Genomic DNA, 25899 nt, shown 5'->3' with positions numbered 1-25899 from the left:
GAAGTTATGAGATCTAAGATTTTTACTCGGACTGTTGGATACTGGCCTTTGCAGGAAAGTAGCGGCCAGGCCTATGACTATAGTGGCAATGAGAATCATGCTTCGACTGCGAATGTCTCATCTTATGGTGTTTCTGGGCCTGTAGGCAGTTCTGCTATGGATTTCGATGGTACTGATGATGAGATTGTTGTCGACAGCGCTCTTCCTTCCGGAGATCGTTTGACTCTGGCGGCGTGGTGGCGTTATGAGGGCAGTGATTCCAGCAGGCATTCTGTGGTCGGATACTTTGAAAATATCAATCTGAAGGTTGATGACAGCGACGATAATCTGGAGGTGCATGTACAGACAGATGCTGAAGGATGGAGTAACACGCAGCAACCGGTTTCCGGTCTCAAGAATACCTGGAACTTTGCAGTAGTCCGATACGATGGAAATACTGTGGAGCTGTACAACAACGGCCGGAAAATCGGATCTTTCTCCAAGACAGGCAACCTGAATCAACCGGCCTCAAGCATGAAGATAGGAAGACGCGCCGACAACACCGAACCATTCAACGGAAAAATCGCTCACGTCAGGATCTGGGATTATCCTCTGCCGGAGGCCTCTATCAGGGCCTTGTACAATGCTTCCAGAGGCGGATTCGGACAGTCAGACAGTAAAACAATCTAGAAATTTTATTCTGCGGTGTAGTCAGCTCCGAAGTCGGAAAGGCCTTTCTGGCTCTGATCGATTGCCTCGTACGATGCGATAACGTCTTCCATCTCGACTTCGATGAATTCGAGGCCTCTTTCCTCCAGATAGTTGAGGATTTTATCTGTCATCTTCGGTGCGACAAGTATTCCTCTTATCTTTCCGGAGAACTCTTCTTCTATCTCATCTACGTATCTCTGGAGCTGCAAGACTGTGTTGTAGTCTGGATTTCTCTTGACTTCGATAACAACGTAGTTATCGTTTTCATCACGGGCGAAGACGTCGATGAATCCGGCGGGAGTCTCCCTCTCTCTTTCCACTATTTTTAGGCCTTCTTCGACGATCTCTGGATCGTCTTCGATCGCTTCGTGGATGTCTACTTCGTGGCCTCTGATCTTGAGATCTGATTTATCGACTAACTGGTGTACTGTAAGCAGTTCGATCTCCTCGAAACGTATCTCCACTATTTCATCAGGATTAGTTCTTTTCGCCTCCAGAACCAGTGTCTTCTCGTCTTCAACTTCGTCTATCTCAACGCTGTATGAATCGACTTCCGGCTGCCAGTTCTTCGGCTGATAGTTCTCAGGCCCGTGGACCAGAATCGCAGAGTCCTGCTTCTTTATCACGAGTCTTTCACCTCTGTCCAGCTTTGATTTGGCGCGTCCCTGATAATTTACTGTACAAAGGCCGTTGATCTGGACTGTGAAATCTCTTTTCAGGTATTCGTCGAGTATTTCAGAGGCCTCGTCGAAATCCGGATTTTCAAGCAGCTTCTTCATGGAAAAGTAGAGAAAGGCCTAGATTCTAAAGTATACCCGAAAAACTTTTAGTGTTGGCTTTTCAGTGACAAAACATGTATCTGGGCGATGACGATATCGACGCCGACTATGTTCTTGAAGAGGACCTGGATTCCGAGGAGTACAGAGAGGCCTCTGAGAAGCTTGTTGATGCAGCTTACAGGAATATAACGGAATGGCGGATGGCTGTCAGAGATCAGAGAGACGTGGAAGAAGTTGATTCTCTGGCCAGAGATGCTGCGAAGACGGCTTATGTTATCGACAGGATGAACGCCGAGTTTTTCGACGGCTATGGAAAGATGAGTGATGCCGTCATGGAGGCCTTTAATGCCGGTAACAGAGCCTGGAGGTTTGTTAACGAGGCCGGGACACAGATGCAGTACGAGATGAAAGACAGTGAAGATATAGATGAAGGAGAATTCGTTCTCAGGAATGGAAACAATGTAGAACCTTTGCCAGAAGAACACGAAGGCCTCGAGCTCTACACACTACCAGCAGAGTTTATAGAACAGATGTCCGGCCCTATAAGAATTGATTCGATAAGTGTCGATCCCGAGGCCTCGCTGGATGATCTGCCGGAAGACGATTTTATAGAGTTCTAGGATTTTTTAAGTCGCCACGAAAAATTTCGGGATAGATGGATTATACTATCAAGGATCTTCCTGAAAGCGAGAGGCCTCGTGAAAAGCTTGAAGAACGTGGTCCGGACGGTCTGACGGATGTAGAGCTTCTATCGATACTTCTCAGGACAGGTACTAAAGGGAAGAATGTCAAGGAACTTTCCTCGGAGATTCTGAACACGTATTCTCTGGACGAGCTGGCGGACAGAGGCCTTGAAGATCTGAAAAATTTTGAAGGTGTATCTCGCGTGAAGGCCGGACAGTTACAGGCAATCGGAGAACTTTCCAGAAGACTGGAGAAAGAGGAGCGTGAAGAGATTTCCTCGCTGAGTGATGTAAAAGCTGTCTGCGGCGATATGAAGTTTCTGGAAGAGGAGATTCTGAGAGTCTTCTATCTCTCCTCTGGCAACGAGATTCTGGCAAGGAAGGAGTTCGACGGCGGTGTCTCTGAAGTCGGTTTCAGGCCTCGAGAGATTTTCAAGGGAGCTTTGAATTCGAATGCTGCGGCAATGATACTTGTCCACAATCATCCGTCGGGAGAGGCCTCTGCCACACAGGAGGATATAGAGGTTACAGAGGAGTTGAGGGAGTTGGGTGAAAAGATGGGTGTGGATGTCCTGGATCACGTGGTGGTTGGTGATGGTTATTATTCTATGAGAAGTGAGGAGGAAGCTTTGTTCTAACTTCGAGCTTCTTTAAATAAGTTTTGTCGTCACTCACTACCCTTTTAAAGTTTGTTACTCTTGATGTATATGTCTGAGAGCAAACTTTTCTGCCTGCTCAAGGAGTGATATCACCAATGGCTATGGATGTACGTGACCACCGGCTCGTTCCAGAACACCGTAAAATGTCTGAAGAGGAAGTTGAGGATCTTCTTGAAAAATTTGATATTGAGAAGAAGAATCTTCCTCGTATAAAAAGTAATGATTCTGCTTTGAAGCAGAAGGATTTCGAGGTCGGTGATGTCTTTGAGATAACGCGTTCAAGCCCTACAGCAGGCGAAACAACTTACTACAGAAGAGTGGTTGAATAGAGGTAATTTAATAATGCAAGAAGAGTTCCTGGAGCAGCTAATTGATCGTAACCTTGTAAAACACCAGATTGAATCATACAACCGTTTCGTTGAGGACAGGATTCAGGCTATACTTAATGAAGTTGAGTCTATAGAGCCTGAGCTTCCTGAAGGTGAGGATCTTGTTATCAAGATTGTTGATGTTGATATCAAGAAGCCGAAGATCAACGAAGCTGACGGTTCTGTGCGAGAGATTATGCCTCGTGAGGCCCGTATGAGAGATCTTACTTATTCTTCAGAGATTAGAGTTGAACTTACTCCTATCTTCGAGGGAATTCAGCAGGAATCCGAGGAAGTTACTATCGGAGAGATCCCTGTCATGATCGGCTCCGATCTGTGCTGGACTTCTGACATGGATGAAGAAGAGCTAAGAGAGGCCGGTGAAGATCCTGAGGATCCTGGTGGATACTTCATTGTTAACGGCTCTGAAAAGACTTTGATCGCTATGGAGGAGCTGGCGAACAACAAGCCTGTCTTCCAGGAGGATGGCGATGAGGAGAAGTGCCGTATCAACTCCGAGAATCAGGGATACGTTCAGAGGCATATTCTCAGAAGAGATAAGGATATTGTAAATATCAGCTTTGCGAATGTGAAGAAGACTCCGGCAGTAGCTCTTGTAAGAGCTCTTGGATATGAAACTGATAAAGAGATCGTTGAGGCGATTGGCGAGGATTATGCCTCCGATGTCTACCTGAACCTGTATGAAGTTGATGCTTCTGATCAGTCAGAGGCCTTCGAGTATATTGCGAACAGGGCCGGTATCACGAACGATGTCGAGGATCGTGTCCAGAATATTCTGGATGAGTACCTTCTGCCACATCTTGGACAGGATGAGGATTCCAGAGAGGAGAAGGCTCAGTTCCTGACAAAGATGATAAGAAATACTATTGCACTTGGCAAGGGCGATATCAATGAAGACGATATCGATCACTACGCCAACAAGAGGATGAATCTGGCTGGAGAGCTGCTTGAGATGCAGTTCAGATCAGTGTTCCTCGGTAAGTGGGGGCTTGTTGCCCGTATGAAGTATAACTTCCAGAAATCTGCTAAAAGAGGCCGTCTTCCAAGCCTTCAGTCAACAATCGTTTCAGACAAGCTGACTTCACAGATCATGGGAGCTATGGCTACAGGTAACTGGGTCGGTGGAAGAACAGGTATCTGTCAGAGACTTGAGCGCAACAATCGTATCAAGACTCTTGCCCACTTGAGAAATATTGTTTCTCCACTGTCCAGCGACAGACAGCACTTTGAGGCCCGAGATCTTCATCCTACGCAGTGGGGCCGTGTCTGTCCTATCAAGACTCCTGAAGGTATGAACATCGGATTGAGAACTCATCTGGCGATGACAGCAGATGTTTCCACAGGAATGACTGATATGGAGAAGAATTCCCTGAAGGCAAAGCTTCATGACTCGGGGATCGATGCAAGGTGATTCAGAAAATGATAATGAGAAAAGTTGATGGACTTGAAACGTTTGGAAACTGTACAAAAACTTCAAAGGTGATGGCTTATTACTGACGTATTCCTTGACGGTCAGATAGTTGACGATGTTGATTCTCCTGAGGAGATCCGTGAGAATCTGATTGAAAAGAGGCGTGAAGGAGAGCTTGATCAGGAAGTATCGGTATACTACAACGAGAACCGTGATGAGATCAGGATCAATACAGACTCTGGAAGAGTCATGAGGCCTGTAGTCATCGTTGAAGACGGTGAACCTCTTCTTACAGATGAGCAGAGAGAGCAGCTTCAGGAAGGAGAAATAAGTCTTGAAGATCTTGAAGATGAAGGAATCATCGAGTACATCGATGCTGAAGAGGAAGAGAATGCCTACGTAGCTATGAATGAAGAGGAAGTTACTGGCGAGCATACTCACATGGAGATCGACTCCGAGATTATCCACGGTGTATCAGCTTCTCTGACAGTCTATCCTGAACACAATCGTGGAGACCGTGTGAACTTCGGTGCAAAGATGGCAGGACAGGGACTTGGAATGCCTACAAGCGAGTTCCATCAGAGATTTGATACAAGATCTAACGTGCTGACTTACTCTCAGCAGCCGATAGTAGAGACAAACACATACGATACTCTTGTCGGAGAGCATCCGATCGGCCAGAACATGATGATTGCTCTTGCATCCTTCGATGGATACAACATCGAGGACGCAGTAATCATGAACAAGGCCTCTATCGAGAGAGGCCTGGGACGTTCAACTTATATGAGGACTTACAAGACAGAGGCCAAGCGTTTCTACGGAGGTCAGAAGGATAGAATTTCTATTCCGGATAAGGATGTCCGTGGATACAGGCGTGAAGAGGCCTATGAGCATCTTGATGATGATGGAATCGTTAATCCTGAGACACAGGTAGATTCCGATGATGTGATTGTAGGTAAGACTTCTCCTCCGAAGTTCCTTGGAGGAGGCGGCGAAGAGATGAAGATGGGGCTTGCAGAGAGGAGAGAGACAAGTCTCACAGTAAGGCACGGAGAGCAGGGAGTTATTGACAAGGTTATGCTTTCCGAGACCGGTGACGGTGACAAGCTGATCAAGGCAAAGATGCGTGAGTACCGTATCCCTGAGCTTGGAGACAAGTTTGCGACAAGACACGGACAGAAAGGAGTTATCGGAATGATCGCTCCTGAGGAGAACATGCCTTTCACGAAACAGGGTATTACTCCTGACATGATTCTTTCCACGCACGCTATCCCAAGCCGTATGACCGTGGCGCAGATAATCGAGTTAATTGGAGGAAAAGTTGGAGCTCTCCGTGGAGAGAAAGTCGATGCCACAGCTTATCACGGAGAGGACAAGGACAAGCTCAGAGATCAGCTTGAGGAGCTTGGATTCGAGTCATCCGGTAAAGAGACCATGTACAACGGTGTAACCGGTGAGGAGATGGAGGCCGAGATTATGATCGGGCCTGGTTTCTACCTCAAGTTGAGTCACATGGTCGGGGACAAGGTGCACGCAAGAAGCCGTGGACCTGTCACACTGCTTACAAAGCAGCCTACAGAAGGACGCAGTCAGGAGGGAGGCCTCCGGCTGGGAGAGATGGAAAAGGACGTTTTCGTTGGACACGGAGCTTCACTGCTTCTGAAGGAGCGGTTCGGAGCTGACGCCAGCGAGATCCACGTCGACACGGAGTCGGGTGACAGAGGTTACCTTGACCGTGAACAGAACAAAGTCGTGAAGCAGAACGGTGAAGACGGAGAGTTCGAGGAGACAGAAATCCCTCACGCTATGCTGCTTCTACTCGATGAGTTAAAATCACTGATGATAGATACTGACATCGAGGTAGAGGAGGAATAGGTGATCCACAATGAAGAGCATTACTGAACTGGACTTCGGAATCATGAGTACAAGAGACGTCGAAGAAAATGCTGTAAAAGAGATCAACAAGGCAGAGGTCTACGACGCAGACGGATACCCTGTAGAGGGAGGTGTCATGGATCCTGCACTTGGAGTAATCGATCCAGGGATGACCTGCCAGACTTGTGGAGGCCAGATGCGTGAATGTCAGGGCCACTTCGGAAAGATCACTCTTTCAAGGCCTGTAGTTCACTCACTCTACGCCAAGAAAGTCAGGAACCTTCTCAGATTCACCAATGTCCACGACGACGGATCAGTCTCACTTCTACTGAAGAATGAAGATAAACCGTTGAGAAAGTCCAACATGATGAAGGAGGATCCGGAGACCGGAGAGGAAATCTCCGATGTCGACTTCGAGAAACCTTATACTTACTACGAAGACGGCGAAAAAATCACTCCAGGAGAGATCCAGGAACGGTTTAAGAAGATTCCGGATGAAATGGCAGCAAAGCTTGGAGTAGAAGGAGGGAGGCCTGAAGACTTGATTATCGAGAAGCTTCTGGTTCCTCCGGTAACGATGAGGCCTTCGATCACTCTTGAAACAGGAGAGAGATCAGAGGACGATATCACTCACAAGCTCGTCGATGTAATCAGGATCAACAAGCGCCTCCAGAACAATATTGAAATCGAGGCCCCTGAGTTCATTATCGACGATCTACACGAGCTACTGCAGTACCACGTCGCAACACTGTTCTACAACGACATGAGTAATGTTCCGCCGGCAAGACACAGATCCGGCCGTTCACTCAAGTCTCTTATCGAGCGTGTACAGGGTAAGGAAGGCCGTTTCAGGCAGAACCTTATCGGAAAACGTGTGAACTTTTCGGCCCGTACAGTTATATCCCCTGATCCTAACATCGGGATCAACGAAGTAGGAGTTCCACACGTGGTTGCAAAGAAGCTTACAATCCCTGAAGAAGTGAACGATAGGAACTTCGAGGAGATGAAAGAGAGGATCGAAAACGGCCCTGATACACATCCGGGTGCTAACTATGTTTACCCACCAAGTGGGAAGAGAAAAAGAATAACAGAAGAAAATCAGGAGGATATACTTGAAGAAATCCAGCCGGATGAAGGCTGGAAAGTTGAAAGACATCTTGGAGATGGAGATACTGTCCTGTTCAACAGGCAGCCGTCCCTCCACCGTATGTCTATCATGGCACACGAAGTCCGTGTACTGCCATACAGGACTTTCAGATTGAATCTGAACGTATGTGCACCGTACAACGCAGACTTCGACGGGGACGAGATGAACCTGCACGTACCGCAGACAGAAGAGGCCCGTGCAGAGGCAGAGGAACTGATGAAAGTCCAGGAGCACATCAAGTCTCCGAAGATGGGAGGCCCGATTGTCGGTATGCTTCAGGACTATGTTTCAGGCCTTTACCTATTGACACAGCCTGACAGAACTGTCTCACGTGAGAAGGCCTTCAATCTTCTTGCAGAGGCTGGTGAGTACGAGGCAGATCTTCCTGAGAAGGAAGAGATTTCCGGTAGAGAGCTTGTCTCAATGTTTATACCGGATGATATCTCTCTGACAATTAACGAAGGAGAAGATAATGAGGTAGTTATCGAAGAGGGAGAACTTATCGAGGGAGTTCTCGATGAGGATGCTCTTGGAGACTACGGTGGAGAGATCATCCAGCAGCTTTCAATCGAGTACGGTGCTGATAAAGTTACAGAGTTCCTGAACCGTGTTTCACGTGTCGGAGCAATCTTCCTGACACAGCGCGGATTCAGCATAGGCCTTGAAGATCTAGAGGTGCCTGATGAGGCAACTGAACAGATCAAGGACATGATCAGCGACACCATCGAAGATGCTGAAGAACTTCTTCAGCAGTACGAAGACGGTGAGATGGAGGCAATTACAGGTAAGACTCTTGAGCAGACACGGGAAATCAAGATCACCAAGACACTGAACGAGGTATTCGCTGATATTGGAGATCTTGTCTCCGACAACTTCAGCGAAGAATCTTCAGCTTACGTCATGGCAGACTCCGGTGCAAGAGGAAGCATGCAGAACGTTACAACGATGGCAGGCCTCCTTGGACAGAACTCTGTAAGAAATCAGAGGATTGAAAGAGGTTATCAGGACAGAACACTGTCTCACTTCAAGAAAGGCGAAATGACGCCTGAATCAAGAGGATTTGTTTCCTCAAGTATTCTTGAAGGCCTTGATCCACAGGAGATGTTTTTCCACCAGATGAGCCAGAGAAAGGCACTGATGGACAAGTCACTCAGGACGAAGACATCCGGATACATGTACAGAAGAGTTGCAAACGCCTTGCAGGACTTGCGTGTCGAGTATGATCAGACAGTAAGGAATGCTCAGGGCGATATCATCCAGTTCAGAGCTGGAGAGGATGGAGTTGATCCGCAAAAATCCGATAGAGGACAGCTTTCAACATCCATCAATCTTGATTAGAGGTGAACAGAAAAATGACACAAGACTTTGACTGGAAGGATCGTGCACAGGAACTCCCACAGAAGTATCAGGGGAGAGGCCTGTCACAGGAAGAAAAGGAAAAACTAAAGGAGCGCTACGAGCAGATGCAGTACGAGCCAGGAGAATCAATCGGTGTAGTAGCCGCTCAGTCTCTTTCGGAGCCTGCCACACAGCTTACTATGGAGACATATCACCAGGCAGGAGGAGCACAGGTATCCTTGACAGCAGGACTTCCAAGATTGATCGAGATCGTCGACGCACGGAGAAATCCTAAGACTCCGGCTATGGATGTCTACCTTCACGAGGATTATAATTCGAAGGAGGATGCGCTGGAAGTAGCACGTAAGCTACGGCAGGTAGTCTTCGAGGATCTTATCACACAGGATACGATCGACATCATGCAGCTTCAGGTAGAGTACAAGCTCAATGAAGATCTGCTTGATGATTATGACATTGATACTTCGGACGTCAAGGCCAGAGTTGAGGAATCCGTCAGAAAGTCCAAGGTATCTGTTGAAGGCAATAATATCATTGTAGAGTCTTCACAGGACGACTATGATCTTAGAGATCTGAAGAAGATTAAGAACAAGACCGAAGATGCCCGTATCAAAGGCCTGAAAGGTATTGAACAGGTAGTTGTTAATGAAGACGACGGAGAATGGCGTCTTCAGACAGCAGGATCTTCTCTAAGAAAGACTCTGAAAATTGAAGAAGTTGATGAGACGCGTACAAAGAGTAACGATCTCTTTGAGATTCTTTCAGTTCTCGGAGTAGAGGCCCTGAGACAGACAATCGTCGATGAAGTTAACGAGACTCTGGAGGCCCAGGGAATCGGAGTTGACGATCGCCACATCATGCTTCTAGCAGACATGATGACAAAGGAGGGAGAACTCAACGGTACAACACGTTACGGTATCATGGGCAACAAGGAATCCCTGCTTGCACGTTCAGTCTTCGAGGAGACGAAGAAGCACCTGCGTGAAGGCTCTCTAAGAGGAGAAAACGACGAACTTGATGGAGTTATTGAGAACATTCTCGTAGGTCAGCCGATGCCTAACGGTACCGGTATGATCGACTTAAAACCTAAATTCGCACCCGGTGATGATGAGTAAACCGGGGCGAAAAAATACTTCTCCATCGATTCATATATAAAGGTAACCACTCTCATTGAATTACACGGAAACACGTTTTTAGGGTTAATATCTTATGGCAACAGCGACTTACGACACTGAAATGATCAGAAACATCAACCTCTTCGAATCCATTACAGACGTAGAGGTTAGAGATGCGATCATCAAGGAAGATGAAGCTTACTTTGTAGTACCTGAAGGAAAGGCCGGAATGGCTATCGGGAAGGGAGGAAAAGTAGTTCAGAAAGTACAGGAAAAACTTGGAAGAGACATCAAGATCTACGAGTACAACGACAATCTAGGTGCATTTATCAACAACCTTGTACCTGCAGATATCAGAGGGGTAGATATCGAAGACGACAAGGTAACAATCGACGTACCTAGAGATAACAAAGGACGCGTAGTAGGAAAGAACGGACAGAAGATTGAATCTATCCGTGAAATCCTGCAGAGAACACATGGAGTAGAGGAAGTAACTGTAGAATAAAATATTTCTGCAGAACCTCAAACTCCATAAAGGCCTCCAAAAAGATTTTCCACAGAGAAAAGTTCATCTTCCAATTCTAGAGAAGAACTAGAAGCAACCGCTGGTATACCCAGCAACGCACACTTTACCGACTAGAGGCCTCTGTACAAATTTTTTATCATATTTTTCTAGGGCTTTTACAGGCGGACAGTGCTTTTAATTAGAAGTCTGTGAAAACTACTTTGTATGGGCAGAGTCGAGAACGAAGTCAGCGATATCAAGAGACTGGATGAGATAATCCATATAATGGCCGATCAGGAGCTTGGTATAGTTCTCGACAAACTTGATTTAACGCATCGTCTACCTTTCACGAAGAGATTTACTTCAGACAGGCAGAAGAAGCCGAAGCCGGAGAGGCTGCGTGAAACATTTGAGGAGCTTGGACCTACTTTCGTGAAGCTTGGGCAGATAATGGCGCAGAGGCCGGACATTGTTCCGCGCAGATATATCGAGGAGCTTGAAGGCCTTGAAGATTCTGTATCTCCTTTCGACTCTGAAGAGGCCGTGGATATAGTTGAAGAGGAGATCGGTCCCTTGGATGATAACTTTGATGAATTTGATGAAGAGCCGATGGCCGCTGCCTCGATCGCCCAGGTCCACTCTGCGACACTTCCGGATGGAGAGGATGTCGTGGTGAAGGTCCGGAGGCCTGGCATAAAGGAGAAAGTCCACAGGGACCTGGATATCATTGAGTTCCTGGCCAAGCGGGCGGAAAATGTTTCCAGTCGTTTAAGCGGCATGCAGCTTGTTGACCTGGTCAAAGAGTTCGATAAATGGATACGGGAAGAGATGGATCTCCAGCAGGAGGGACGGAACGCAGATATAATACGTCAGAACATGTCTGACAATGACAGGGTTAAGATACCGGAAGTTTACAGTCAGTATACAACAGAGAAAGTTCTGGTTATGGAAGAAGTTGGAGGTGTAAAATGTACTGATACTGAGGCACTGGAAGATCTAAATATTGATACTGCTGAGCTTACACGACGTGGAATAAAGATGGGCCTGAATCAGGTGATTCGTGATGGATTCTTCCATGCTGATCCTCATCCATCTAACTTCTTCATAGGTGAAGATGGAAGCATAATACTTATCGACTTCGGCATGGTCGGAAAACTTACTAAATCCACGCGTGAAAGGCTTGGTGTTCTACTTCTCCATATCTCAAATGAAGATGTCGACTCTGCTTTCGAAGTCATAAAGGAGCTTGGACACGTTGCACCTGACGCAGATACTGACGCCTTCAAACAGGATATCGAAGAACTGGTGCTGACCCTGAGAAATGCAAGAGTCAAAGATCAGAGCATGACAAGTACCCTGTTCAAGATGATCGTAAAGGCCTCACGGAGAGGAGTATACCTGCCGACGAATCTTGTCCTGACAGGTAAGACACTGGTAACTATCGAAGGAATACTGTTGACAATAAATCCTGAGGCCCAGCTCACAGATGACTACAGGGATCAAGTGGAGGATATACTGAAGAAGGAGAACTCGCCTAAAGAACTCGGCAAGACTTTCATGATCGACTTTTACCAGAACAAGGAATTACTGACCAAGGCTCCTTCAAAGATCGCCAAGCTACTTGAAGATCAGGAGCAGAAGAACGTTCAGGTGCAGCAACATTCCGAAGATCACGAGGAAATACTGATTACAGGCCTGATTCTATCCGCTGTCTTTCTTTTCGCACAGACGATGCCTTCCAATACCTTGCAGCTTATCGGAGGAGGCCTCTTGGTGTTCGCACTGTGGCTGTTCATAGATTGAATCCGCGTATTTTCTCCATCTTATAGGCCACCCGTATAAAAAGTTTAACCTGAATTACTTGCTTGTATGGGACTGTATAGTGCACGTAAAATGAGGAAGAACAGCCAGCAGTACCGCTGGAGCGATAAATATTACAAGCGAAGGATGTTGAATTTGAAGGATCAGGCAGATCCTCTTGAGGGAAGCCCTCAGGGAAGAGGAATTGTTCTAGAAAAACGTATAATCGAGGCAAAGCAGCCTAACTCAGCGCTGCGAAAATGTGTGCGTGTACAGCTCCTCAAAAACGGTAAACAGTTGACAGCTTTCGTTCCGGGCGACGGAGCGATCGACCACATCGACGAGCACGACGAAGTGATGATCGAGGGAATCGGAGGAGCAGACTCCGGACCGAAAGGAGACATCCCGACAGTCAGATACAAGGTAATCAAAGTAAATGGCGTTTCACTTGAAGAACTCGTCGCAGGAAACAAGCAGAAGCCAACACGGTGATCTAAAAAATGACAACAGACGCAGCAACACTGGAACTGGAAGACGAGATTCTTACATTCGGAAGATGGGATGCATCGGAAGTAGAAGTAAGCGACGATGGACTTGTCCGATATCTCAATCTTGAAAACATCTCAGCACCACGTTCAAAGGGAAGACACAGCGAGAAACAGTTCTACAAGGCGGATGTACCGATTGTAGAAAGACTTCTCAACAGGATGTACGTTGCAGGACATTCTGGAGGGAAACATCTTGTATCTTCCGGACAGAACACAGGCTCAAGCGAGCGACTCTGGAAGCTAATCGAAGAATCATTTGAAATAATCGAAGAAGAGACCGGAGAAAATCCGATTCAGATTCTTGTAGACGCTATTGAGAACTCGGCTCCAGTCGAGGAAGTAGTCTCATACTCAAGAGGAGGAGCAAGAGCACGTAAAGCAGTTCTAGTTGCACCTCAGAGAAGAGTAGATCTCGCACTCAGACTGCTTGTCCAGGGAGAATACCAGGACAGACTAACATCATCTGAAGAGGCCTCACAGACTCTTGCAGATGAACTTATGGCTGCTGCAGAAGGAGATAACTCCGTCAAGGCAGTCCGTGAGAAGGAAAGACGTGAAAGAGAGGCAGACGGCGCACGATAAAAGGCCTCTATTTCCTTTTTCCCCGTTTCTTACATTTTTGTTTCCAATTCTCTACTCATCTTCACATTTTTGCCAGAACTTGAGAACTCTGTATTCTGTTATTTCACTGTCTGACACTCTTGCAGGGTTAAAGGTTAAAAATGACTGAATACAATTACTCGATGTAATGTCTGAAGAAATAGAACAAGAGGAAGGTGTTTCCCGCAGAGGTTTCATGAAGATGCTTGGAATCGGATCTCTGAGCATTGGTGCTTTAAGCCTTATTCCTTCTGCAGCTTCACGTGTCAGGATTGGATCAGATTCTATTGATGTTAATGGAAATAATTTTCTTTCCGGTATGCCTGGAACAGAAGTTGCAGGTGAGATCAAGAACTTTGTCCTTGACAAGAGAACAGCAGATCCAAGCAATCCTGAAGTAGGCCAGATGTGGTACAGGACAGACCTTGACTAAGGAGTGTGTTAACCAATGGCTAAAATAGGGACTGTGAAAGTTGGGACAGAAACAGGTACAGAAGAAGTACCGGTATTCGAGCCTACTGATGTAGATAATCCTATAGTTAGAGTCCAGACGGAAACAGGTACAGGAGCACTGAATCTTGTTGATCCTTCTAATGCTGAACTCAACCAGTTACGGGTACAGACAGAAAATAATGGAACCCTGGCTGTAAGTACGAGCATATCAACAGGAACAGGAGGAGTAGAACTTACAGCAGCCACAACGCTGAACGGACAGGCAGCAACATTATTTATATACGAAGATACTTCTGGAAACGGTGTAGCCGATAACACCAGTTCAGTACAGCTACAGGATGGAACAAACACTTATTCGCTATCTGACTTTACAGGAGAGCCAGGAAACAATTACTGGATAGAACTTGAACTCGAAAACTCCAACATAGAAGAAACAGCAGTAATAGACTACGTCGAGATTGAAGGCGTAAGCGCAGTAGCAACAGTCGACGCCAACGTCCCAACAGACACCACAGCAACAGTTACAGTATACGAAGACACCACAGGAAACGGAACTGCTGACAGCGAACAAACAATAACACTACAGGACGGAACAAGCTCCTACAGCCTCACAAATCTTTCAGGAGGAACAGGCAACGACTACTGGATGCATATCGAACTCGAGAACTCCAACGTAGAAAAAACAGCAGTAATCAACAACATCGAACTCTCAGTATAAAAAATTCTCAGAGGCCTAAAATATGACTGGATTAATTGGCTGGTGGCCTCTACACGAAGATTCCGGATCAAAGGCCTATGATCTTTCTGGCAACGGAAATCATGGATCTTTGAATGGCGGTGTTACGCAAGGTGTAGCCGGTAAAGGAGGCCTAACAAGCTACAGTTTTGACGGAAACGATGATGTTGTAAAGGTTTCCGGAAGCAATCTCGATACTACTTCTCCGCCTTGGACTTTCACAGCATGGATCAAAAGGAAAGGAAGTTTTGGAGATGAGCAAAAGTTTTTCGGTCAGTCCCCGGCAGATGAGACTTATCAGGCAGGCCAGTTTAGCTTACAGTTTTCTAACAGCAGCCATCCAGAGCAGAATAAATTCTACATCGGTGTGGGTGGTGGAAGTACAGAAGTTATAGGTAATACAGTAGTAGATGACAGAAAATGGCATCACGTAGCCTTGCAATATGATGGATCAGAATGGAAAGTTTATCTGGACGGCGAGCTAGATGGCTCAACTACATCCGTTCCATCTCCATCAAACGTGTCCACAGATCCTCTTTGGATCGCCGCGGTATACAACAGCTGGAGCAACGTAAACATGACGGATGCAAGATTCTACTCCCGCACACTTTCATCCGATGAAATAAAGACTCTACACGAATGGGGATCTGGAGATTATGCGAGGCCTCCGAATGATTCTGATTCTTCGGCTGTTTCTCGCTGGGCCTTTGATGGAAACGTGGATGATTCCTGGGGATCGAATAACGGAACAACTAGTGGAGGTCTTTCGTGGAGTAATGATGCGATAAGAGGTCAGGCAGCTGATTTTGACGGGAATGATGATAGAGTAGAAGTTTCGGACAGTGTTGCGTTTGATATCGGTTCTGGAGAATCGTTAACGTGTTCTTTTTGGCTTAAATCTTCTCTTACGGGTTATTCTCATGTTTTAGTTGGGAAGGGAGAGCTTGCCGGTGGGGTGCATAAGGTATGGGATATCATAACCAATGGTGAAAGAGATCTGCGTTTTTCCTATCAGGATGGGTCGAACGATGCTTATGCGTATGCCTCTGGAGTTCGTGATGGTAACTGGCATCATGTCACAGGAGTATATGAGCAAGGTGCCGGCGTAAAAGCCTATGTAGACGGAGTTAAAGTGGACGAAGGTGCAGGCAATATTTCAGGATGGACAAATGATTATCCATTAGATATAGGAGGGACTACAGATGAACAGACACCAGATCCCTATGGGTACTTCCAAGGCCTCATCGATGACTTGAGAGTATACAACAGAGCTTTAAGCCCGGAAGAGATTTTCGAACTGTATCGTTGGGGGACTAGAGGCCGGGACATGAGAAAGTTCACTGTGAACAGTAGAGGCCTGTGATTAATTTTTCTGTGTTTTGAGGCCTAAGGTATTTATTGATTCGAGTGTAATTCTGGTGTATGTTTGGTAACTGGGAGATTATCTTGATTGCAGCGGCGATTTTTGCTCTGCTTATAGGTCCTAAGAAGCTACCTCAGCTTGCCCGTTCTCTGGGTGAGTCGAAGAAGGAGTACAAGAAGTCTATGCAGGAAGCCGAGGAAGTCGGCAAAGACGTTGCTCCGGATGTAGAATCAGAGGTAGAGGACGTTAAGGATTCTAGCGAGTAAGAAGGCCTGTTGAGCAATGAACAGTTTTGAACACCATTTGAGAGAGCTCAGGAGACGCCTGATTTTCACTTCTATATTCATAGTTTTAGCCACTGCAGGAGTTTTCTACAAATCCGGAATGATACTTTCATTCTTCCAGACTGATCTAGGATTCAGTCTGAACGCGTTCACACCTTTCGAAGTCTTCTACACCCAGTTAATGATTTCAATAATCATAGGGATAGTACTGACACTTCCAGTGATCGTCTACCAGGCCTTGAAGTTCGCAGAACCAGGCCTTACAAGAAGAGAGTACACATCGCTCAGAAACTTTCTACCTTTCTCTATAATACTTTTTATAGGAGGAGCGACTTTCGCATACCAGTTCATAGTCAAGACAAGCCTTGCATTCTTCCAGGCCTTCTCATCAGCCAGCACAGTAAACTCTGTATGGGGCCTTCAAAGCACTATAGGATTTGCACTGAAACTTTCCACTTTCACAGGGATCTTCTTCCAGCTGCCGATAATATCGGCTTTACTGGCGCGTCTAGGCCTTATAAATTCCGGTATGATGAAGCAGTACCGCAGATACTTTATCATAGCTGTTTTGGTGCTGGCTGCTTTCGCAACACCACCTGATATAATCTCTCAGGCCTTGATCACGTTGCCTATGCTAGGCCTGTACGAAGCCAGTATACATATCGTGAAGAGGATAAACAAGTAGAAAACTTAACAAGCAATTAGAATAAAGAGTTATACAATGGTACGCTGGAACTCTGAAGAACTTACAAGAAGAGACTCGACAGGCGTAACCGATGATACAGAAGACAGTCTGAGTGCAGGCCTCCAGCAGGGCTACGAATTAGGGAGCTTGACAGACGGCCTCGTTGCATACTATCCTTTTGACGGCACGGTCGAAGACAAGGCCTTAGACAACAACGGGACAGATAATACTTCAGCAGGATACGTCTCAGGTAAAATAGGCGATGCAAAGGATTTTGATGGAAGTTCCTACGTCAGTTTTTCTTCCAGAGGTTTTCTCCAGGGACTGGGGGCTTCCGCATCGGATGATTACAGTTATGTTTTATGGGTAAAAACTACATCTACAGGATATATAATATCGGACAGGCAGAGTGGGACAGCAGGCACAAGGCGAGCTGAGATAGGATTTAACTCTGATGGAACTGTGGACTACAACTGGGGAACTATGGACGGTTCTGTAACTGTTAACGACGGAAACTGGCATCAGATAGCCCTAGTGGCAAGAGGTACAGAGTTAACAGGTTATGTAGACGCAAGTCAGGATGCAACAGGAACAAGAGAAAACGATACCTCCAATTCTAATACTAAATACATCGGCGCAAGAGTAAAAGATGACGGCTCACTTTCAGACCGTCTAAACGGACAGATAGACGACGTCAGAATATATGACAGAGTGCTAAGCACAGCAGAAGTAGAGGCCCTGTATCAGAGGACGTCTACTCAAAATATTACTGATCAGGACAGACTGACTTCGGGCCTTGTCGGGCACTGGCCTCTCAATGAAGACTCGGCAGGGAAGGCCTATGATCTATCCGGGAATAATTTTGATTCTACGAGTGTGACAGGTACGAGTACGGCTGTAGGCCTTGGAGGAGCGAAGGCCAGAAGTTTTGATTCGGCTAACAATGAAGAAGTTCAGTTAGATACTTCCGCCCTAAGCCTTTCTACTTATACGATTTCTTTCTGGGCAAATACGGAGAATCTTTCTGCAGATGGAACTAACGGGGATTATCTATTTGATTCTCCTGATAACTCGGATAGAGTGTATATCTATGATTCTGCGACTGATAAGATCCAGTCTCCGTGGGGAGATGGATTGATGCCGGTCTCTGAATGGGAGAACAATTCCTGGAATCTTGTGACTCTTGTAAATCACGGCACAGGAAACGATGTTGACTTCTACTACAACGGCCAGAAAAAGAATACTTTAACAGACGCAGGAATAACCCTTTCCCCGGAATTTATCTCTCTCGGAGGCTACAACTACGAACACCTGGACGGCAAGATATCAGACTTCCGTATATACAACAGGCCTCTAACTCAGAGTGAAATCCAAAAAATTGTTGAGATGGGAGGCCTTGATGTATGACTAAAAATCTGAATGAGGCAACTGTACATCCGGACAAAGTCAGGCCTTCTTCAGCTGTTAGTCGCTGGAGTATGGATTCAAGTGATGTATCTTCAGGTGTTATCAGTGACTCCTGGGGGAGCAATGATGGATCTTTGAATGGTGGAATTACTACAGGCGCTTCCGGTGTCGGAGGCTCTGAGGCCTTTAGTTTTGATGGGAGCGATGATTACGTGAATGTGCCACATAGCTTTGCCAGTACATTCGGCAGTTCATCATTCAGTGTCTCTTTTTGGTTTAAGACCTCCGATACAAGCGGAAATGTCCCTATTATTGATAACAGGGATGAAAGTGCAGGCTTTGCAGGTTTTTACAGCTGGATTATTCAAGGATATCTAAGAATTTCCATAGATGATGGAAGCAATGATGAGATTGTATATAGGACAACTCAAGTGGTCGCTGATGGAAACTGGCATCATGCAGTGGTTATGAGAGATAATGATAAAGACAGTATGAGGATTTTACTGGATGGTACAGAGGCCGAAACCACTGCATATGATCCGGGTTCGCCGGCATCCTATGGATCTATATCACATTCCAAGGATACACAAATAGGCGCCAGATATGATGACAGTAATGGCAGCGTAACATCAGGGAACTCAGAGATCGATGAAGTAAGGATTTATTCTGAGGCCTTGTCTCAGCAGCAGGTCTGGAAGCTGTATAATGTTGGGAGAAATGCTAATTGGGGATTTTCGAGGAGCTGAATCAAATTTATGAGATCGAAAATATTTACGCGGACTGTTGGATACTGGCCTTTGCAGGAGGCCTCTGGAAATGCTTTGGATTATTCGGGGAGAGAGCATCATGGTTCTTTGAGTGTTGGTGTTACGCAGGACGTTTCCGGGCCTCTGGGAGAATCTGCGTACGAGTTTGATGGACAGGATGGCCGCGTTTATTCTTCTGCGCCTAACTGGAATGGGAGTCATACGGTTTCTATCTGGCTGAAAACAGATAATATACAGAATTCATATTTTTCTACAACTGATGACTACACTGTATCTAATTCTCTTCAGCTATATTACAATGGAAGCAATCTTGTTCTGAATGAAGTATCCAATACTAGACTTAGATGGAATAATGTTAACGGAGCAGGCTGGGTAAATATTGTTTGGAAAGTCGGCCCCAATGGTGCCAAGGCATACAGGAATGGTGAACTTCTGGATACTTCTTCTAACTTGACTTCTGGACAGTTCAATGCATATAAGATATGTGAGAATAGAAATGGAGGTAGCTATGGCAGAGGAAAACTGGCTCATGTCCGTGTCTGGGATTATCCTCTTCCGGAGGCCTCGATAAAGGCCTTGTATAATGCTTCGCGTGGAGGATTTTCTCAGTCGGATGTTAGAGGCCTTTGAGAATTTTTCCTGTGTTTTTCTTAGTAGGCCTTTTTTAAATCTTGTAAAGAATTTTTCGGTATAAACTCGGTGTATATCTAAAATGAGTAAAGAGCTTGACGCAATTCAGGAGGTAATTAATGATCCTGAGCATATCAGGAACATCGCCATCGCGGCGCACATTGACCACGGTAAAACAACTTTAACAGATAATCTGCTGGCGAGAGCTGGTATGATCTCGGAGAAGCTTGCTGGAGATCAGCGCTTCATGGACTTCGATGATCAGGAAGCGGAGAGAGGTATTACTATTTATTCTGCGAACATTTCGATGGTCCACGAGTACGATGGGGCCAACTATCTGGTCAACCTTATCGATACTCCGGGGCACGTTGACTTCGGAGGAGACGTTACACGTGCTATGCGTGCTGTCGATGGAGTAGTAGTTCTTGTCGATGCCGTTGACGGCGTCATGCCTCAGACAGAGACTGTCATGAAGCAGGCGATGAATGAGGGCGTCAAGCCGGTACTGTTCATCAACAAGGTCGATCGTTTGATCGAAGAGATGCAGTTGACTCCTGAGGAGATGCAGGAAAGATTTACTGAAATCATAAGAAAAGTTAACAACATCCTGAGAAAGTACGCAGATGAAGAGACAGCTGAGCAGTGGAGTATGGCTGTAAACGATGGAACAGTCGCATTCGGTTCTGCACTGAAGAACTGGGCTATCTCTGCTCCTTACATGCAGGAATCCGGAATCACTTTCTCAGATATAATCGAAAGAGTCAACGAGGGAGACCACGACGGACTTTCAAGCGATGCACCGATTGAAGAAGTCGTACTTGACATGGTTGTCAAGCACCTCAACAATCCACAGGAATCTGCACAGTACAGAATTCCAGCTATCTGGCCGGGAGACGCTGAAAGTGAAGTAGGACAGTCGATGGCCAAGCAAGATCAGGACGGGCCTTTCGTCGGAGTTGTCACAAACGTTGAAGACGACGAGCACGCAGGTACAATTGCAACCGCGAGAATCTTCTCCGGAACAGTCCACGAGGGAGACGAACTGTACGGAATCGAATCTCACAAGACTGAAAGAGCTCAGCAGGTAGGAATCTACTCCGGACCACGAAAGCTTACAGTTGATGAGGTTCCAGCAGGTAACATCGCAGCAATCACAGGACCTGACTTCTCTACTGGAGAGACAATCATCGCAAAGGAAGCAGATGAGATCCAGCCTTTCGAACAGATCGAGCACGTATTCGAGCCTGTTGTTACAAAGGCTATTGAGCCGAAGCGTACAAGCGATCTTCCGAAGCTGATTGAAGAGCTGCGTAAGCGTTCCAAGGAAGACAACACCATCCAGGTATCCATCGACGAAGAAACAGGAGAGACAACAGTTTCCGGCCTTGGAGAGCTTCACATCGAGGCGAAAGTTGAGAGACATCTTGAAGAACAGGGAATCGACATCGAAGTTTCCGAGCCGATCGTCGTATTCCGTGAAGGAATCACAGAGGACTCACCTGAAGTCACAGGAAAGTCCCCGAACCGCCACAACAAGCTTGACATCACTGTAGAACCTATCGATGAAGAAGTCAGAAAGTTCCTGAAGGAGGAATACGAGGAAATCAAGATGCAGGCTGATGATCAGACAGAAGTCAGAGATGCACTTGTCGAAGCAGGCCTTGATCAGGACGAAGCAGACAACATCATAGAGGCCTACGAGGAGAACCTGTTCATCAACGCATCCAGAGGAATCAAGAACCTGAGAGAGATCCAGGAATACCTTGTAGATGCTTTCCACGAGTTCTGCGACGAAGGCCCTCTAGCAGGAGAGCCTGTAATCGGATTGAAGGTCAAGCTTCACGACGCAAAGCTACACGAGGACGCAATCCACAGAGGCCCAAGCCAGATGATCCCGGCAACAAAAGACGCCATGAAGAGAGGATTCCTCCAGGCAGGCCCTGAACTGATCGAGCCAAAGCAGAAGCTTAGAATCGACACACCGAAGGACACGATGGGAGAAGCCATGACAGAAGTCTCCAACAGAAGAGGAGACGTCATCAACATGGAAGAAGAAGGCGACTCATCAGTCATCAAATGCAAGCTTCCAGTCGAAGAACTGTTCGGATTCGAAGCCGCTTTGAAGTCCGCAACAAACGGACAGGGATTCTTCAGCTTGATCGACATCATCTTCGAGCCACTGCCAATGAATCTACAGGAAGAAAAGATCCTGCAGATCAGAGAAAGAAAAGGCATGAAACAGGAAATGCCTTCACTCGAAGAATAACACAGAGAGGCCCTTCAAAGGCCTCTCCTCCACATATTTCCATTATCACAGCTCCGACGGGAATCGGACACGTTAAAAAAATTCCCACACCACTCCATTTACACAGGGACCGGTGGCTTAGCCAGGTTAAAGCGCCACGCTGATAACGTGGAGATCCCCAGTTCAAATCTGGGCCGGTCCATCAAATTTCTCGGACAATTTTTGTACGGAAGGCCTGTTTGCTCTGGTGTGTCTAATTTTTTAAGCGAGAATCTGTAATTTTCTATCGTTATGTCGAAAGCGGAGCATAGATCTCGTTCACAGGATCAGGATTCTTCTGCTTCTGCCTCTGGTTCTGGGCAGGAGGGAGATGAGTTACATATGCTGGATGAGCGATCTGACGAGATTGAGGAGAATATTGAGGAGGCTGTTGATGCAGCTGAGGATATAATCGGAGATTTGAAGTCTTATAACAAGGGTGTGCTGACTGATATCGCGCACAGGGCTATGGGAAATGGCTACGATGATTTCTACGAGTTTATTGATGATTCCAGAGTCAAACTTGAGGAGGAGCTGAAAGCTGTTCAGAGCAGTCTTGAACGCGACATAAAGAAATTCAAGGAGGATGTCCGGGTGTTCAGTGGATCGTTCAGGCAGTATCTGGCTCACGAAAAGAAAAACGGCAACAGTGCTGTAGAGGACTATATGGAGATCGGAGGTAGCACGAAGTTCCAGAACAGGTTTGTCGCAGGTAACGGCTGGACTCCATACGGAATGGATGCCGAGGTATCGGCAGCCGAAAGATTTTTCGTTAAAAAAACGTATTACTACGATCAGATTATGAGGTGTCTTGAACAGGATCTCAAGATGATAGATAAGAAACTGAGATCAGCTGAGGAAAGACTACAGCTTGGAGAAGATCCAAAGCAAGTGGCGAAAGATCTGTACAGTTTCGGAGGACGTTTCTTCGGCATGAAGGATCCTCATAACCTACATAAAATGAGAATGAAGATCAGAGATATCGAAGACATGTCTCTCAGCGATTATGCCTGAAAAATCCACTCCTTTTCAATCTCAATCGATTCATTTTTAACTTCTTCATAGTAAATTTTTCTCAGTGAGCCGTGATTTCGATTCCCAGCATACTGATGCCGTAGAGGATCTTGCAAATCATTTTTCTCCGTTTTTGAACGATGATCGTGTCCGTTGGGATTCTATTCTTATTGAGGAGTCTAATCCTTCGAAGCACTTGGATACAGAGGCCTCTCTGGAACGTGAAGTTGATCTTGCGCTTGTTAACGGAACAGAGGCCTTTGTACTGGAAGTTAAGACTACAAGAAATGATAATGTAAAGGCTGAGCGCCAGGTGGACGATATAATAGATTTCTTTGAGGAAGCGGGCTACGATGTCTGGGGGACTTACTATCTTGATGAGCGGACTGAACATATGGATTCGGCAGAGCTGGCGCATCAGATCCATGAAAATTTTGGCGGAGTCTTTGACAAAGATGACCTGGAAACTATCATCGACTACCAGAATACGTGGGGAAGCTTTGGATATATCAAAAGCTTCGGCTCACGTGACCTGACTGATGTAGATCCTTACAGGACTTTCCACGTGGAAAATGCGCCGTACGACCTTGATATCCTGACTGAGAGAGGAGTCGTGGAATCAGAGGCTGAACGAGTCTACCGATTCACGGATGAATGCAAAGAATTCATAGAAAACGGCGAAGAGGACTCGATTTTCATGCTTCAGCCAAAGGCCTACGAAAAATTCGGGATATGAAAAACTACCGGCTATTTCTTGCAAAGATGATTTAATCATTCAAAACCGTATTGCTTGATATAATGCGCTGGAACGATGTGCCGGACACGTACTCGAAAGCTCTGGAGGAAGGCTTCTCAACTTTTGAAACCGAGTACAGAGGCATCGGCGGCTGGGCGAAAGTCAGAAGTCTTTTCGAAGGAGCTCTGGATGAAAAAGCAGAGGCCTTGGGCCTGGACTACGATGCCGAAGTCGGTACGGGCGAGATTCTTCTTTCAGAGCGTGAAAACGGTTTAGAAGGATACGTGGCGGTTCTGTACAAGGAGTCTTACGATGCAAGGAGGCCTGTCGCCAAAGGCCCGTTGATGAGGCTTGAAAACTTTCGCCATGAGTATACGGGAAGTCACAAGCCGGATGAGATCGGCATACCTGGTGATCCTGATATTGTCGATGTTGACGGCGCCAATCTGCGGCATTCTATGAAGTGAATAAATAAAAAGAGAATTTTTTGGGGATTAGACTAGCTGGTCTGCTGTCGTGTGGTAGCTTTCCAGTGCCTGTTGTGCGTCCATGACTTCGTTCATCAGGTCGTGGTCGTACCCCCAAGGCCCCATTATCTCGCCCTGAATCTCTACTGCGCCTTCCTCCAAGAATTTCTCTTTTTCTTCCTGTGTATCTATATCCTGCCTGAATGTGCTGTGATCGGCAGGAAGGCCTCCTTCCATGACTTCATATCTGAAAAGTGCATATGAGGTTCCGAAAAGTGCTCCAAGTGCCTCTTCTGTATTTTCTTCCGGTACGTCAAGCATCTGGGCATCCAGATTGAAGTCTCTTTCTCCGGCCATTCCTGCGTACAGGACTTCGAAGTCGCTGTAGCCGATTCCAAGACTTGATTCGCCTTCCCGTCCTCTCGGCTCTGGTACTTCATCTGCATCAAGTGCGCCTTCACTGTCGAAAGGATAATCGCTTGACTCGGCTAACTGGCCTTTGTTCTCAATTACTGCGTACTCCGGTAACTCATCTAGAACAGCCTCTACGTCATCGGCCCCCATACCGTACTGTTCAAGATGCCCGAGATCGGCAATCTGAGTTAAACTCTCTGAATTCATACTGTTGTTACCAGAAAGTAATTATTATATATCTTGTCTTTTTCAGCAAAAAATTTTCTCATAGACAGGCCTTTCAGAGAGCTGTGAGAAGAAAAATATGAACAAGGGAGGGAATTCCCTTTTTCTTTATCCGTAGTGCTCCTCCAGGTACTCGACTATATCATCGCTTTCGGGCATAACTGTGTCGGTGTTCGGATCCTTCAGTACAGGAACGTTTGTCTGACCTGATACCTCTTCGACACGTGTACGATCATCCGGATCGACCTGACGTGCGATGAAGTCGAGGCCTAGCTCTGTCATCTTCTGTCTGACTTTTCCACAGTAAGGACATCCTTCAAACTGGTAAAGCTCCAGCAGTTCATCTGGTTCTGTCATAGAAAAACAAAGGCCTCTGGAAGTTTTTCAAGCCAGTGATTTCAAATGGGTAACTGCTTCGTCCAGAAGCTCCCTCTGATTGTCGTACGTCAGAAGACTTTCAACGTCCTCGTACTTCATGAAAAATCCTGTCTCGTGCTCATCTGAAGGATTGCCGGATACGTCGACAAAGGCCTCCTCACTGATTTTTACGAGAAATCCGCGATACTCTCTTTTCACTTTTCCTCCTTCGTCCTCAAAACTCCACTCAAGATCGCTGTCAAGGCCTTCTATACTCTCGATATCACTTTCATCGATGCCGGCCTCTTCACTCAGTTCGATCTCCACTGTCTTCCTGTAGTCGTCTTCCTCCAGGTGGCCTTTCGGGATCTCCCATCCCTCCCAGTTCTTCGTCCGCTTGAGCACCAGGAAACGGTTCGAGCCCCGTGATTCCTTGTATGCTATTATTGCTACGCCTTTTTCAGTTCTCATAATTCTTGATCTTTCCTTCCAGCTTTTTTAACGTCACTCAATTTCGCTA

At 46.3% G+C, this 25899-nt stretch carries 28 protein-coding genes and 1 tRNA gene; 25 read left to right on the top strand and 4 right to left on the bottom strand.

The window, feature by feature from the left end:
- Positions 1 to 6: 6 nt before the first annotated feature.
- On the top strand, positions 7 to 669 hold the full coding sequence (locus ACK3SF_RS04335; protein WP_414837471.1) for a LamG domain-containing protein: 663 nt from the start codon (positions 7 to 9) through the stop codon (positions 667 to 669).
- Between the two features lie 5 nt (positions 670 to 674).
- Here ACK3SF_RS04335 and nucS read toward each other — a convergent pair whose 3' ends face one another.
- Positions 675 to 1469 carry an endonuclease NucS gene (nucS, locus tag ACK3SF_RS04330; RefSeq protein WP_414837470.1) on the bottom strand — a complete coding sequence of 265 codons (795 nt, stop codon included), beginning with the start codon at positions 1467 to 1469 and terminating at the stop codon, positions 675 to 677.
- 74 nt (positions 1470 to 1543) lie between these two features.
- Here nucS and ACK3SF_RS04325 point away from each other — a divergent pair, with 74 nt between their 5' ends.
- The 24 genes from ACK3SF_RS04325 to ACK3SF_RS04210 all read left to right on the top strand — a co-directional run bounded on the left by ACK3SF_RS04325 (position 1544) and on the right by ACK3SF_RS04210 (position 24383).
- Positions 1544 to 2089 carry a hypothetical protein gene (locus ACK3SF_RS04325; RefSeq protein WP_414837469.1) on the top strand — a complete coding sequence of 182 codons (546 nt, stop codon included), beginning with the start codon at positions 1544 to 1546 and terminating at the stop codon, positions 2087 to 2089.
- Between the two features lie 35 nt (positions 2090 to 2124).
- Entirely contained in the window at positions 2125 to 2790 is a 666-nt protein-coding gene (gene radC, locus ACK3SF_RS04320) for a RadC family protein (RefSeq protein WP_414837468.1), read from the top strand.
- A gap of 116 nt (positions 2791 to 2906) precedes the next feature.
- Entirely contained in the window at positions 2907 to 3140 is a 234-nt protein-coding gene (locus ACK3SF_RS04315; protein ID WP_414837467.1) for a DNA-directed RNA polymerase subunit H, read from the top strand.
- 13 nt (positions 3141 to 3153) lie between these two features.
- Positions 3154 to 4611, top strand: coding sequence for a DNA-directed RNA polymerase subunit B'' (locus tag ACK3SF_RS04310; protein WP_414837466.1), 1458 nt, complete (start codon positions 3154 to 3156; stop codon positions 4609 to 4611).
- Positions 4612 to 4689: 78 nt separating this feature from the next.
- Positions 4690 to 6486 (top strand): DNA-directed RNA polymerase subunit B, encoded by a 1797-nt coding sequence (locus tag ACK3SF_RS04305; RefSeq protein ID WP_414838367.1) that lies wholly within the window; start codon positions 4690 to 4692, stop codon positions 6484 to 6486.
- Between the two features lie 10 nt (positions 6487 to 6496).
- On the top strand, positions 6497 to 8971 hold the full coding sequence (locus ACK3SF_RS04300; protein ID WP_414837465.1) for a DNA-directed RNA polymerase subunit A': 2475 nt from the start codon (positions 6497 to 6499) through the stop codon (positions 8969 to 8971).
- 14 nt (positions 8972 to 8985) lie between these two features.
- The gene (locus ACK3SF_RS04295) at positions 8986 to 10104 is read left to right on the top strand and encodes a DNA-directed RNA polymerase subunit A'' (protein WP_414837464.1); all 1119 of its coding nucleotides are present in this window, start codon (positions 8986 to 8988) and stop codon (positions 10102 to 10104) included.
- 94 nt (positions 10105 to 10198) lie between these two features.
- The gene (locus ACK3SF_RS04290; RefSeq protein ID WP_414837463.1) at positions 10199 to 10609 is read left to right on the top strand and encodes a NusA-like transcription termination signal-binding factor; all 411 of its coding nucleotides are present in this window, start codon (positions 10199 to 10201) and stop codon (positions 10607 to 10609) included.
- 225 nt (positions 10610 to 10834) lie between these two features.
- A complete protein-coding gene (locus tag ACK3SF_RS04285; RefSeq protein ID WP_414837462.1) occupies positions 10835 to 12412 on the top strand; it encodes an ABC1 kinase family protein in 1578 nt (525 codons plus the stop codon).
- A 66-nt stretch (positions 12413 to 12478) separates the two neighbouring features.
- The gene (locus ACK3SF_RS04280; protein WP_414837461.1) at positions 12479 to 12901 is read left to right on the top strand and encodes a 30S ribosomal protein S12; all 423 of its coding nucleotides are present in this window, start codon (positions 12479 to 12481) and stop codon (positions 12899 to 12901) included.
- Between the two features lie 8 nt (positions 12902 to 12909).
- Entirely contained in the window at positions 12910 to 13539 is a 630-nt protein-coding gene (locus tag ACK3SF_RS04275) for a 30S ribosomal protein S7 (RefSeq protein WP_414837460.1), read from the top strand.
- Between the two features lie 166 nt (positions 13540 to 13705).
- Positions 13706 to 13990, top strand: coding sequence for a twin-arginine translocation signal domain-containing protein (locus tag ACK3SF_RS04270; RefSeq protein ID WP_414837459.1), 285 nt, complete (start codon positions 13706 to 13708; stop codon positions 13988 to 13990).
- A gap of 15 nt (positions 13991 to 14005) precedes the next feature.
- Complete coding sequence (locus ACK3SF_RS04265) at positions 14006 to 14728, top strand: hypothetical protein (RefSeq protein ID WP_414837458.1); 723 nt, start codon at positions 14006 to 14008, stop codon at positions 14726 to 14728.
- 22 nt (positions 14729 to 14750) lie between these two features.
- Entirely contained in the window at positions 14751 to 16109 is a 1359-nt protein-coding gene (locus ACK3SF_RS04260; protein WP_414837457.1) for a LamG domain-containing protein, read from the top strand.
- 59 nt (positions 16110 to 16168) lie between these two features.
- Complete coding sequence (locus tag ACK3SF_RS04255) at positions 16169 to 16375, top strand: twin-arginine translocase TatA/TatE family subunit (protein WP_414837456.1); 207 nt, start codon at positions 16169 to 16171, stop codon at positions 16373 to 16375.
- Positions 16376 to 16391: 16 nt separating this feature from the next.
- Positions 16392 to 17078, top strand: a complete 687-nt coding sequence (gene tatC / locus ACK3SF_RS04250) for a twin-arginine translocase subunit TatC (protein WP_414837455.1) — start codon at positions 16392 to 16394, stop codon at positions 17076 to 17078.
- A gap of 36 nt (positions 17079 to 17114) precedes the next feature.
- On the top strand, positions 17115 to 18485 hold the full coding sequence (locus tag ACK3SF_RS04245) for a LamG-like jellyroll fold domain-containing protein (protein ID WP_414837454.1): 1371 nt from the start codon (positions 17115 to 17117) through the stop codon (positions 18483 to 18485).
- Positions 18482 to 19231 carry a LamG-like jellyroll fold domain-containing protein gene (locus ACK3SF_RS04240; protein WP_414837453.1) on the top strand — a complete coding sequence of 250 codons (750 nt, stop codon included), beginning with the start codon at positions 18482 to 18484 and terminating at the stop codon, positions 19229 to 19231. The genes ACK3SF_RS04245 and ACK3SF_RS04240 overlap by 4 nt, the downstream gene beginning before the upstream one ends.
- A gap of 9 nt (positions 19232 to 19240) precedes the next feature.
- Positions 19241 to 19882, top strand: coding sequence for a LamG-like jellyroll fold domain-containing protein (locus ACK3SF_RS04235; RefSeq protein WP_414837452.1), 642 nt, complete (start codon positions 19241 to 19243; stop codon positions 19880 to 19882).
- A gap of 73 nt (positions 19883 to 19955) precedes the next feature.
- Entirely contained in the window at positions 19956 to 22148 is a 2193-nt protein-coding gene (locus ACK3SF_RS04230; RefSeq protein ID WP_414838366.1) for an elongation factor EF-2, read from the top strand.
- 106 nt (positions 22149 to 22254) lie between these two features.
- Positions 22255 to 22329 (top strand) — tRNA-Ile (locus ACK3SF_RS04225).
- Positions 22330 to 22418: 89 nt separating this feature from the next.
- Positions 22419 to 23180 (top strand): hypothetical protein, encoded by a 762-nt coding sequence (locus ACK3SF_RS04220; RefSeq protein ID WP_414837451.1) that lies wholly within the window; start codon positions 22419 to 22421, stop codon positions 23178 to 23180.
- Positions 23181 to 23244: 64 nt separating this feature from the next.
- Entirely contained in the window at positions 23245 to 23916 is a 672-nt protein-coding gene (locus ACK3SF_RS04215) for a hypothetical protein (protein ID WP_414837450.1), read from the top strand.
- Positions 23917 to 23978: 62 nt separating this feature from the next.
- Positions 23979 to 24383 carry a hypothetical protein gene (locus ACK3SF_RS04210; protein WP_414837449.1) on the top strand — a complete coding sequence of 135 codons (405 nt, stop codon included), beginning with the start codon at positions 23979 to 23981 and terminating at the stop codon, positions 24381 to 24383.
- 27 nt (positions 24384 to 24410) lie between these two features.
- On the opposite strand, the gene ACK3SF_RS04205 is transcribed toward ACK3SF_RS04210, so the two are convergent.
- The 3 genes from ACK3SF_RS04205 to ACK3SF_RS04195 form a co-directional block, all read right to left on the bottom strand.
- Complete coding sequence (locus ACK3SF_RS04205; protein WP_414837448.1) at positions 24411 to 25004, bottom strand: hypothetical protein; 594 nt, start codon at positions 25002 to 25004, stop codon at positions 24411 to 24413.
- A 126-nt stretch (positions 25005 to 25130) separates the two neighbouring features.
- Entirely contained in the window at positions 25131 to 25379 is a 249-nt protein-coding gene (locus tag ACK3SF_RS04200; protein ID WP_414837447.1) for a glutathione S-transferase N-terminal domain-containing protein, read from the bottom strand.
- A gap of 27 nt (positions 25380 to 25406) precedes the next feature.
- Positions 25407 to 25850, bottom strand: coding sequence for an NUDIX domain-containing protein (locus ACK3SF_RS04195; RefSeq protein ID WP_414837446.1), 444 nt, complete (start codon positions 25848 to 25850; stop codon positions 25407 to 25409).
- Between the last annotated feature and the right edge of the window lie 49 nt (positions 25851 to 25899).

Source organism: Candidatus Nanosalina sp. VS9-1, assembly GCF_047555085.1.
GTDB lineage: Archaea > Nanohalarchaeota > Nanosalinia > Nanosalinales > Nanosalinaceae > Nanosalina.
This window is presented reverse-complemented; position numbering and strand designations above follow the sequence as displayed.

Bases quoted from the DNA above. Each gene is read 5' to 3' on its own strand.
- ACK3SF_RS04335 (WP_414837471.1), top strand. From the start codon at position 7: ATGAGATCTAAGATTTTTACTCGGACTGTTGGATACTGGCCTTTGCAG.
- nucS (WP_414837470.1), bottom strand. From the start codon at position 1,469: ATGAAGAAGCTGCTTGAAAATCCGGATTTCGACGAGGCCTCTGAAATA.
- ACK3SF_RS04325 (WP_414837469.1), top strand. From the start codon at position 1,544: ATGTATCTGGGCGATGACGATATCGACGCCGACTATGTTCTTGAAGAG.
- radC (WP_414837468.1), top strand. From the start codon at position 2,125: ATGGATTATACTATCAAGGATCTTCCTGAAAGCGAGAGGCCTCGTGAA.
- ACK3SF_RS04315 (WP_414837467.1), top strand. From the start codon at position 2,907: ATGGCTATGGATGTACGTGACCACCGGCTCGTTCCAGAACACCGTAAA.
- ACK3SF_RS04310 (WP_414837466.1), top strand. From the start codon at position 3,154: ATGCAAGAAGAGTTCCTGGAGCAGCTAATTGATCGTAACCTTGTAAAA.
- ACK3SF_RS04300 (WP_414837465.1), top strand. From the start codon at position 6,497: ATGAAGAGCATTACTGAACTGGACTTCGGAATCATGAGTACAAGAGAC.
- ACK3SF_RS04295 (WP_414837464.1), top strand. From the start codon at position 8,986: ATGACACAAGACTTTGACTGGAAGGATCGTGCACAGGAACTCCCACAG.
- ACK3SF_RS04290 (WP_414837463.1), top strand. From the start codon at position 10,199: ATGGCAACAGCGACTTACGACACTGAAATGATCAGAAACATCAACCTC.
- ACK3SF_RS04285 (WP_414837462.1), top strand. From the start codon at position 10,835: ATGGGCAGAGTCGAGAACGAAGTCAGCGATATCAAGAGACTGGATGAG.
- ACK3SF_RS04280 (WP_414837461.1), top strand. From the start codon at position 12,479: ATGGGACTGTATAGTGCACGTAAAATGAGGAAGAACAGCCAGCAGTAC.
- ACK3SF_RS04275 (WP_414837460.1), top strand. From the start codon at position 12,910: ATGACAACAGACGCAGCAACACTGGAACTGGAAGACGAGATTCTTACA.
- ACK3SF_RS04270 (WP_414837459.1), top strand. From the start codon at position 13,706: ATGTCTGAAGAAATAGAACAAGAGGAAGGTGTTTCCCGCAGAGGTTTC.
- ACK3SF_RS04265 (WP_414837458.1), top strand. From the start codon at position 14,006: ATGGCTAAAATAGGGACTGTGAAAGTTGGGACAGAAACAGGTACAGAA.
- ACK3SF_RS04260 (WP_414837457.1), top strand. From the start codon at position 14,751: ATGACTGGATTAATTGGCTGGTGGCCTCTACACGAAGATTCCGGATCA.
- ACK3SF_RS04255 (WP_414837456.1), top strand. From the start codon at position 16,169: ATGTTTGGTAACTGGGAGATTATCTTGATTGCAGCGGCGATTTTTGCT.
- tatC (WP_414837455.1), top strand. From the start codon at position 16,392: ATGAACAGTTTTGAACACCATTTGAGAGAGCTCAGGAGACGCCTGATT.
- ACK3SF_RS04245 (WP_414837454.1), top strand. From the start codon at position 17,115: ATGGTACGCTGGAACTCTGAAGAACTTACAAGAAGAGACTCGACAGGC.
- ACK3SF_RS04240 (WP_414837453.1), top strand. From the start codon at position 18,482: ATGACTAAAAATCTGAATGAGGCAACTGTACATCCGGACAAAGTCAGG.
- ACK3SF_RS04235 (WP_414837452.1), top strand. From the start codon at position 19,241: ATGAGATCGAAAATATTTACGCGGACTGTTGGATACTGGCCTTTGCAG.
- ACK3SF_RS04220 (WP_414837451.1), top strand. From the start codon at position 22,419: ATGTCGAAAGCGGAGCATAGATCTCGTTCACAGGATCAGGATTCTTCT.
- ACK3SF_RS04210 (WP_414837449.1), top strand. From the start codon at position 23,979: ATGCGCTGGAACGATGTGCCGGACACGTACTCGAAAGCTCTGGAGGAA.
- ACK3SF_RS04205 (WP_414837448.1), bottom strand. From the start codon at position 25,004: ATGAATTCAGAGAGTTTAACTCAGATTGCCGATCTCGGGCATCTTGAA.
- ACK3SF_RS04200 (WP_414837447.1), bottom strand. From the start codon at position 25,379: ATGACAGAACCAGATGAACTGCTGGAGCTTTACCAGTTTGAAGGATGT.
- ACK3SF_RS04195 (WP_414837446.1), bottom strand. From the start codon at position 25,850: ATGAGAACTGAAAAAGGCGTAGCAATAATAGCATACAAGGAATCACGG.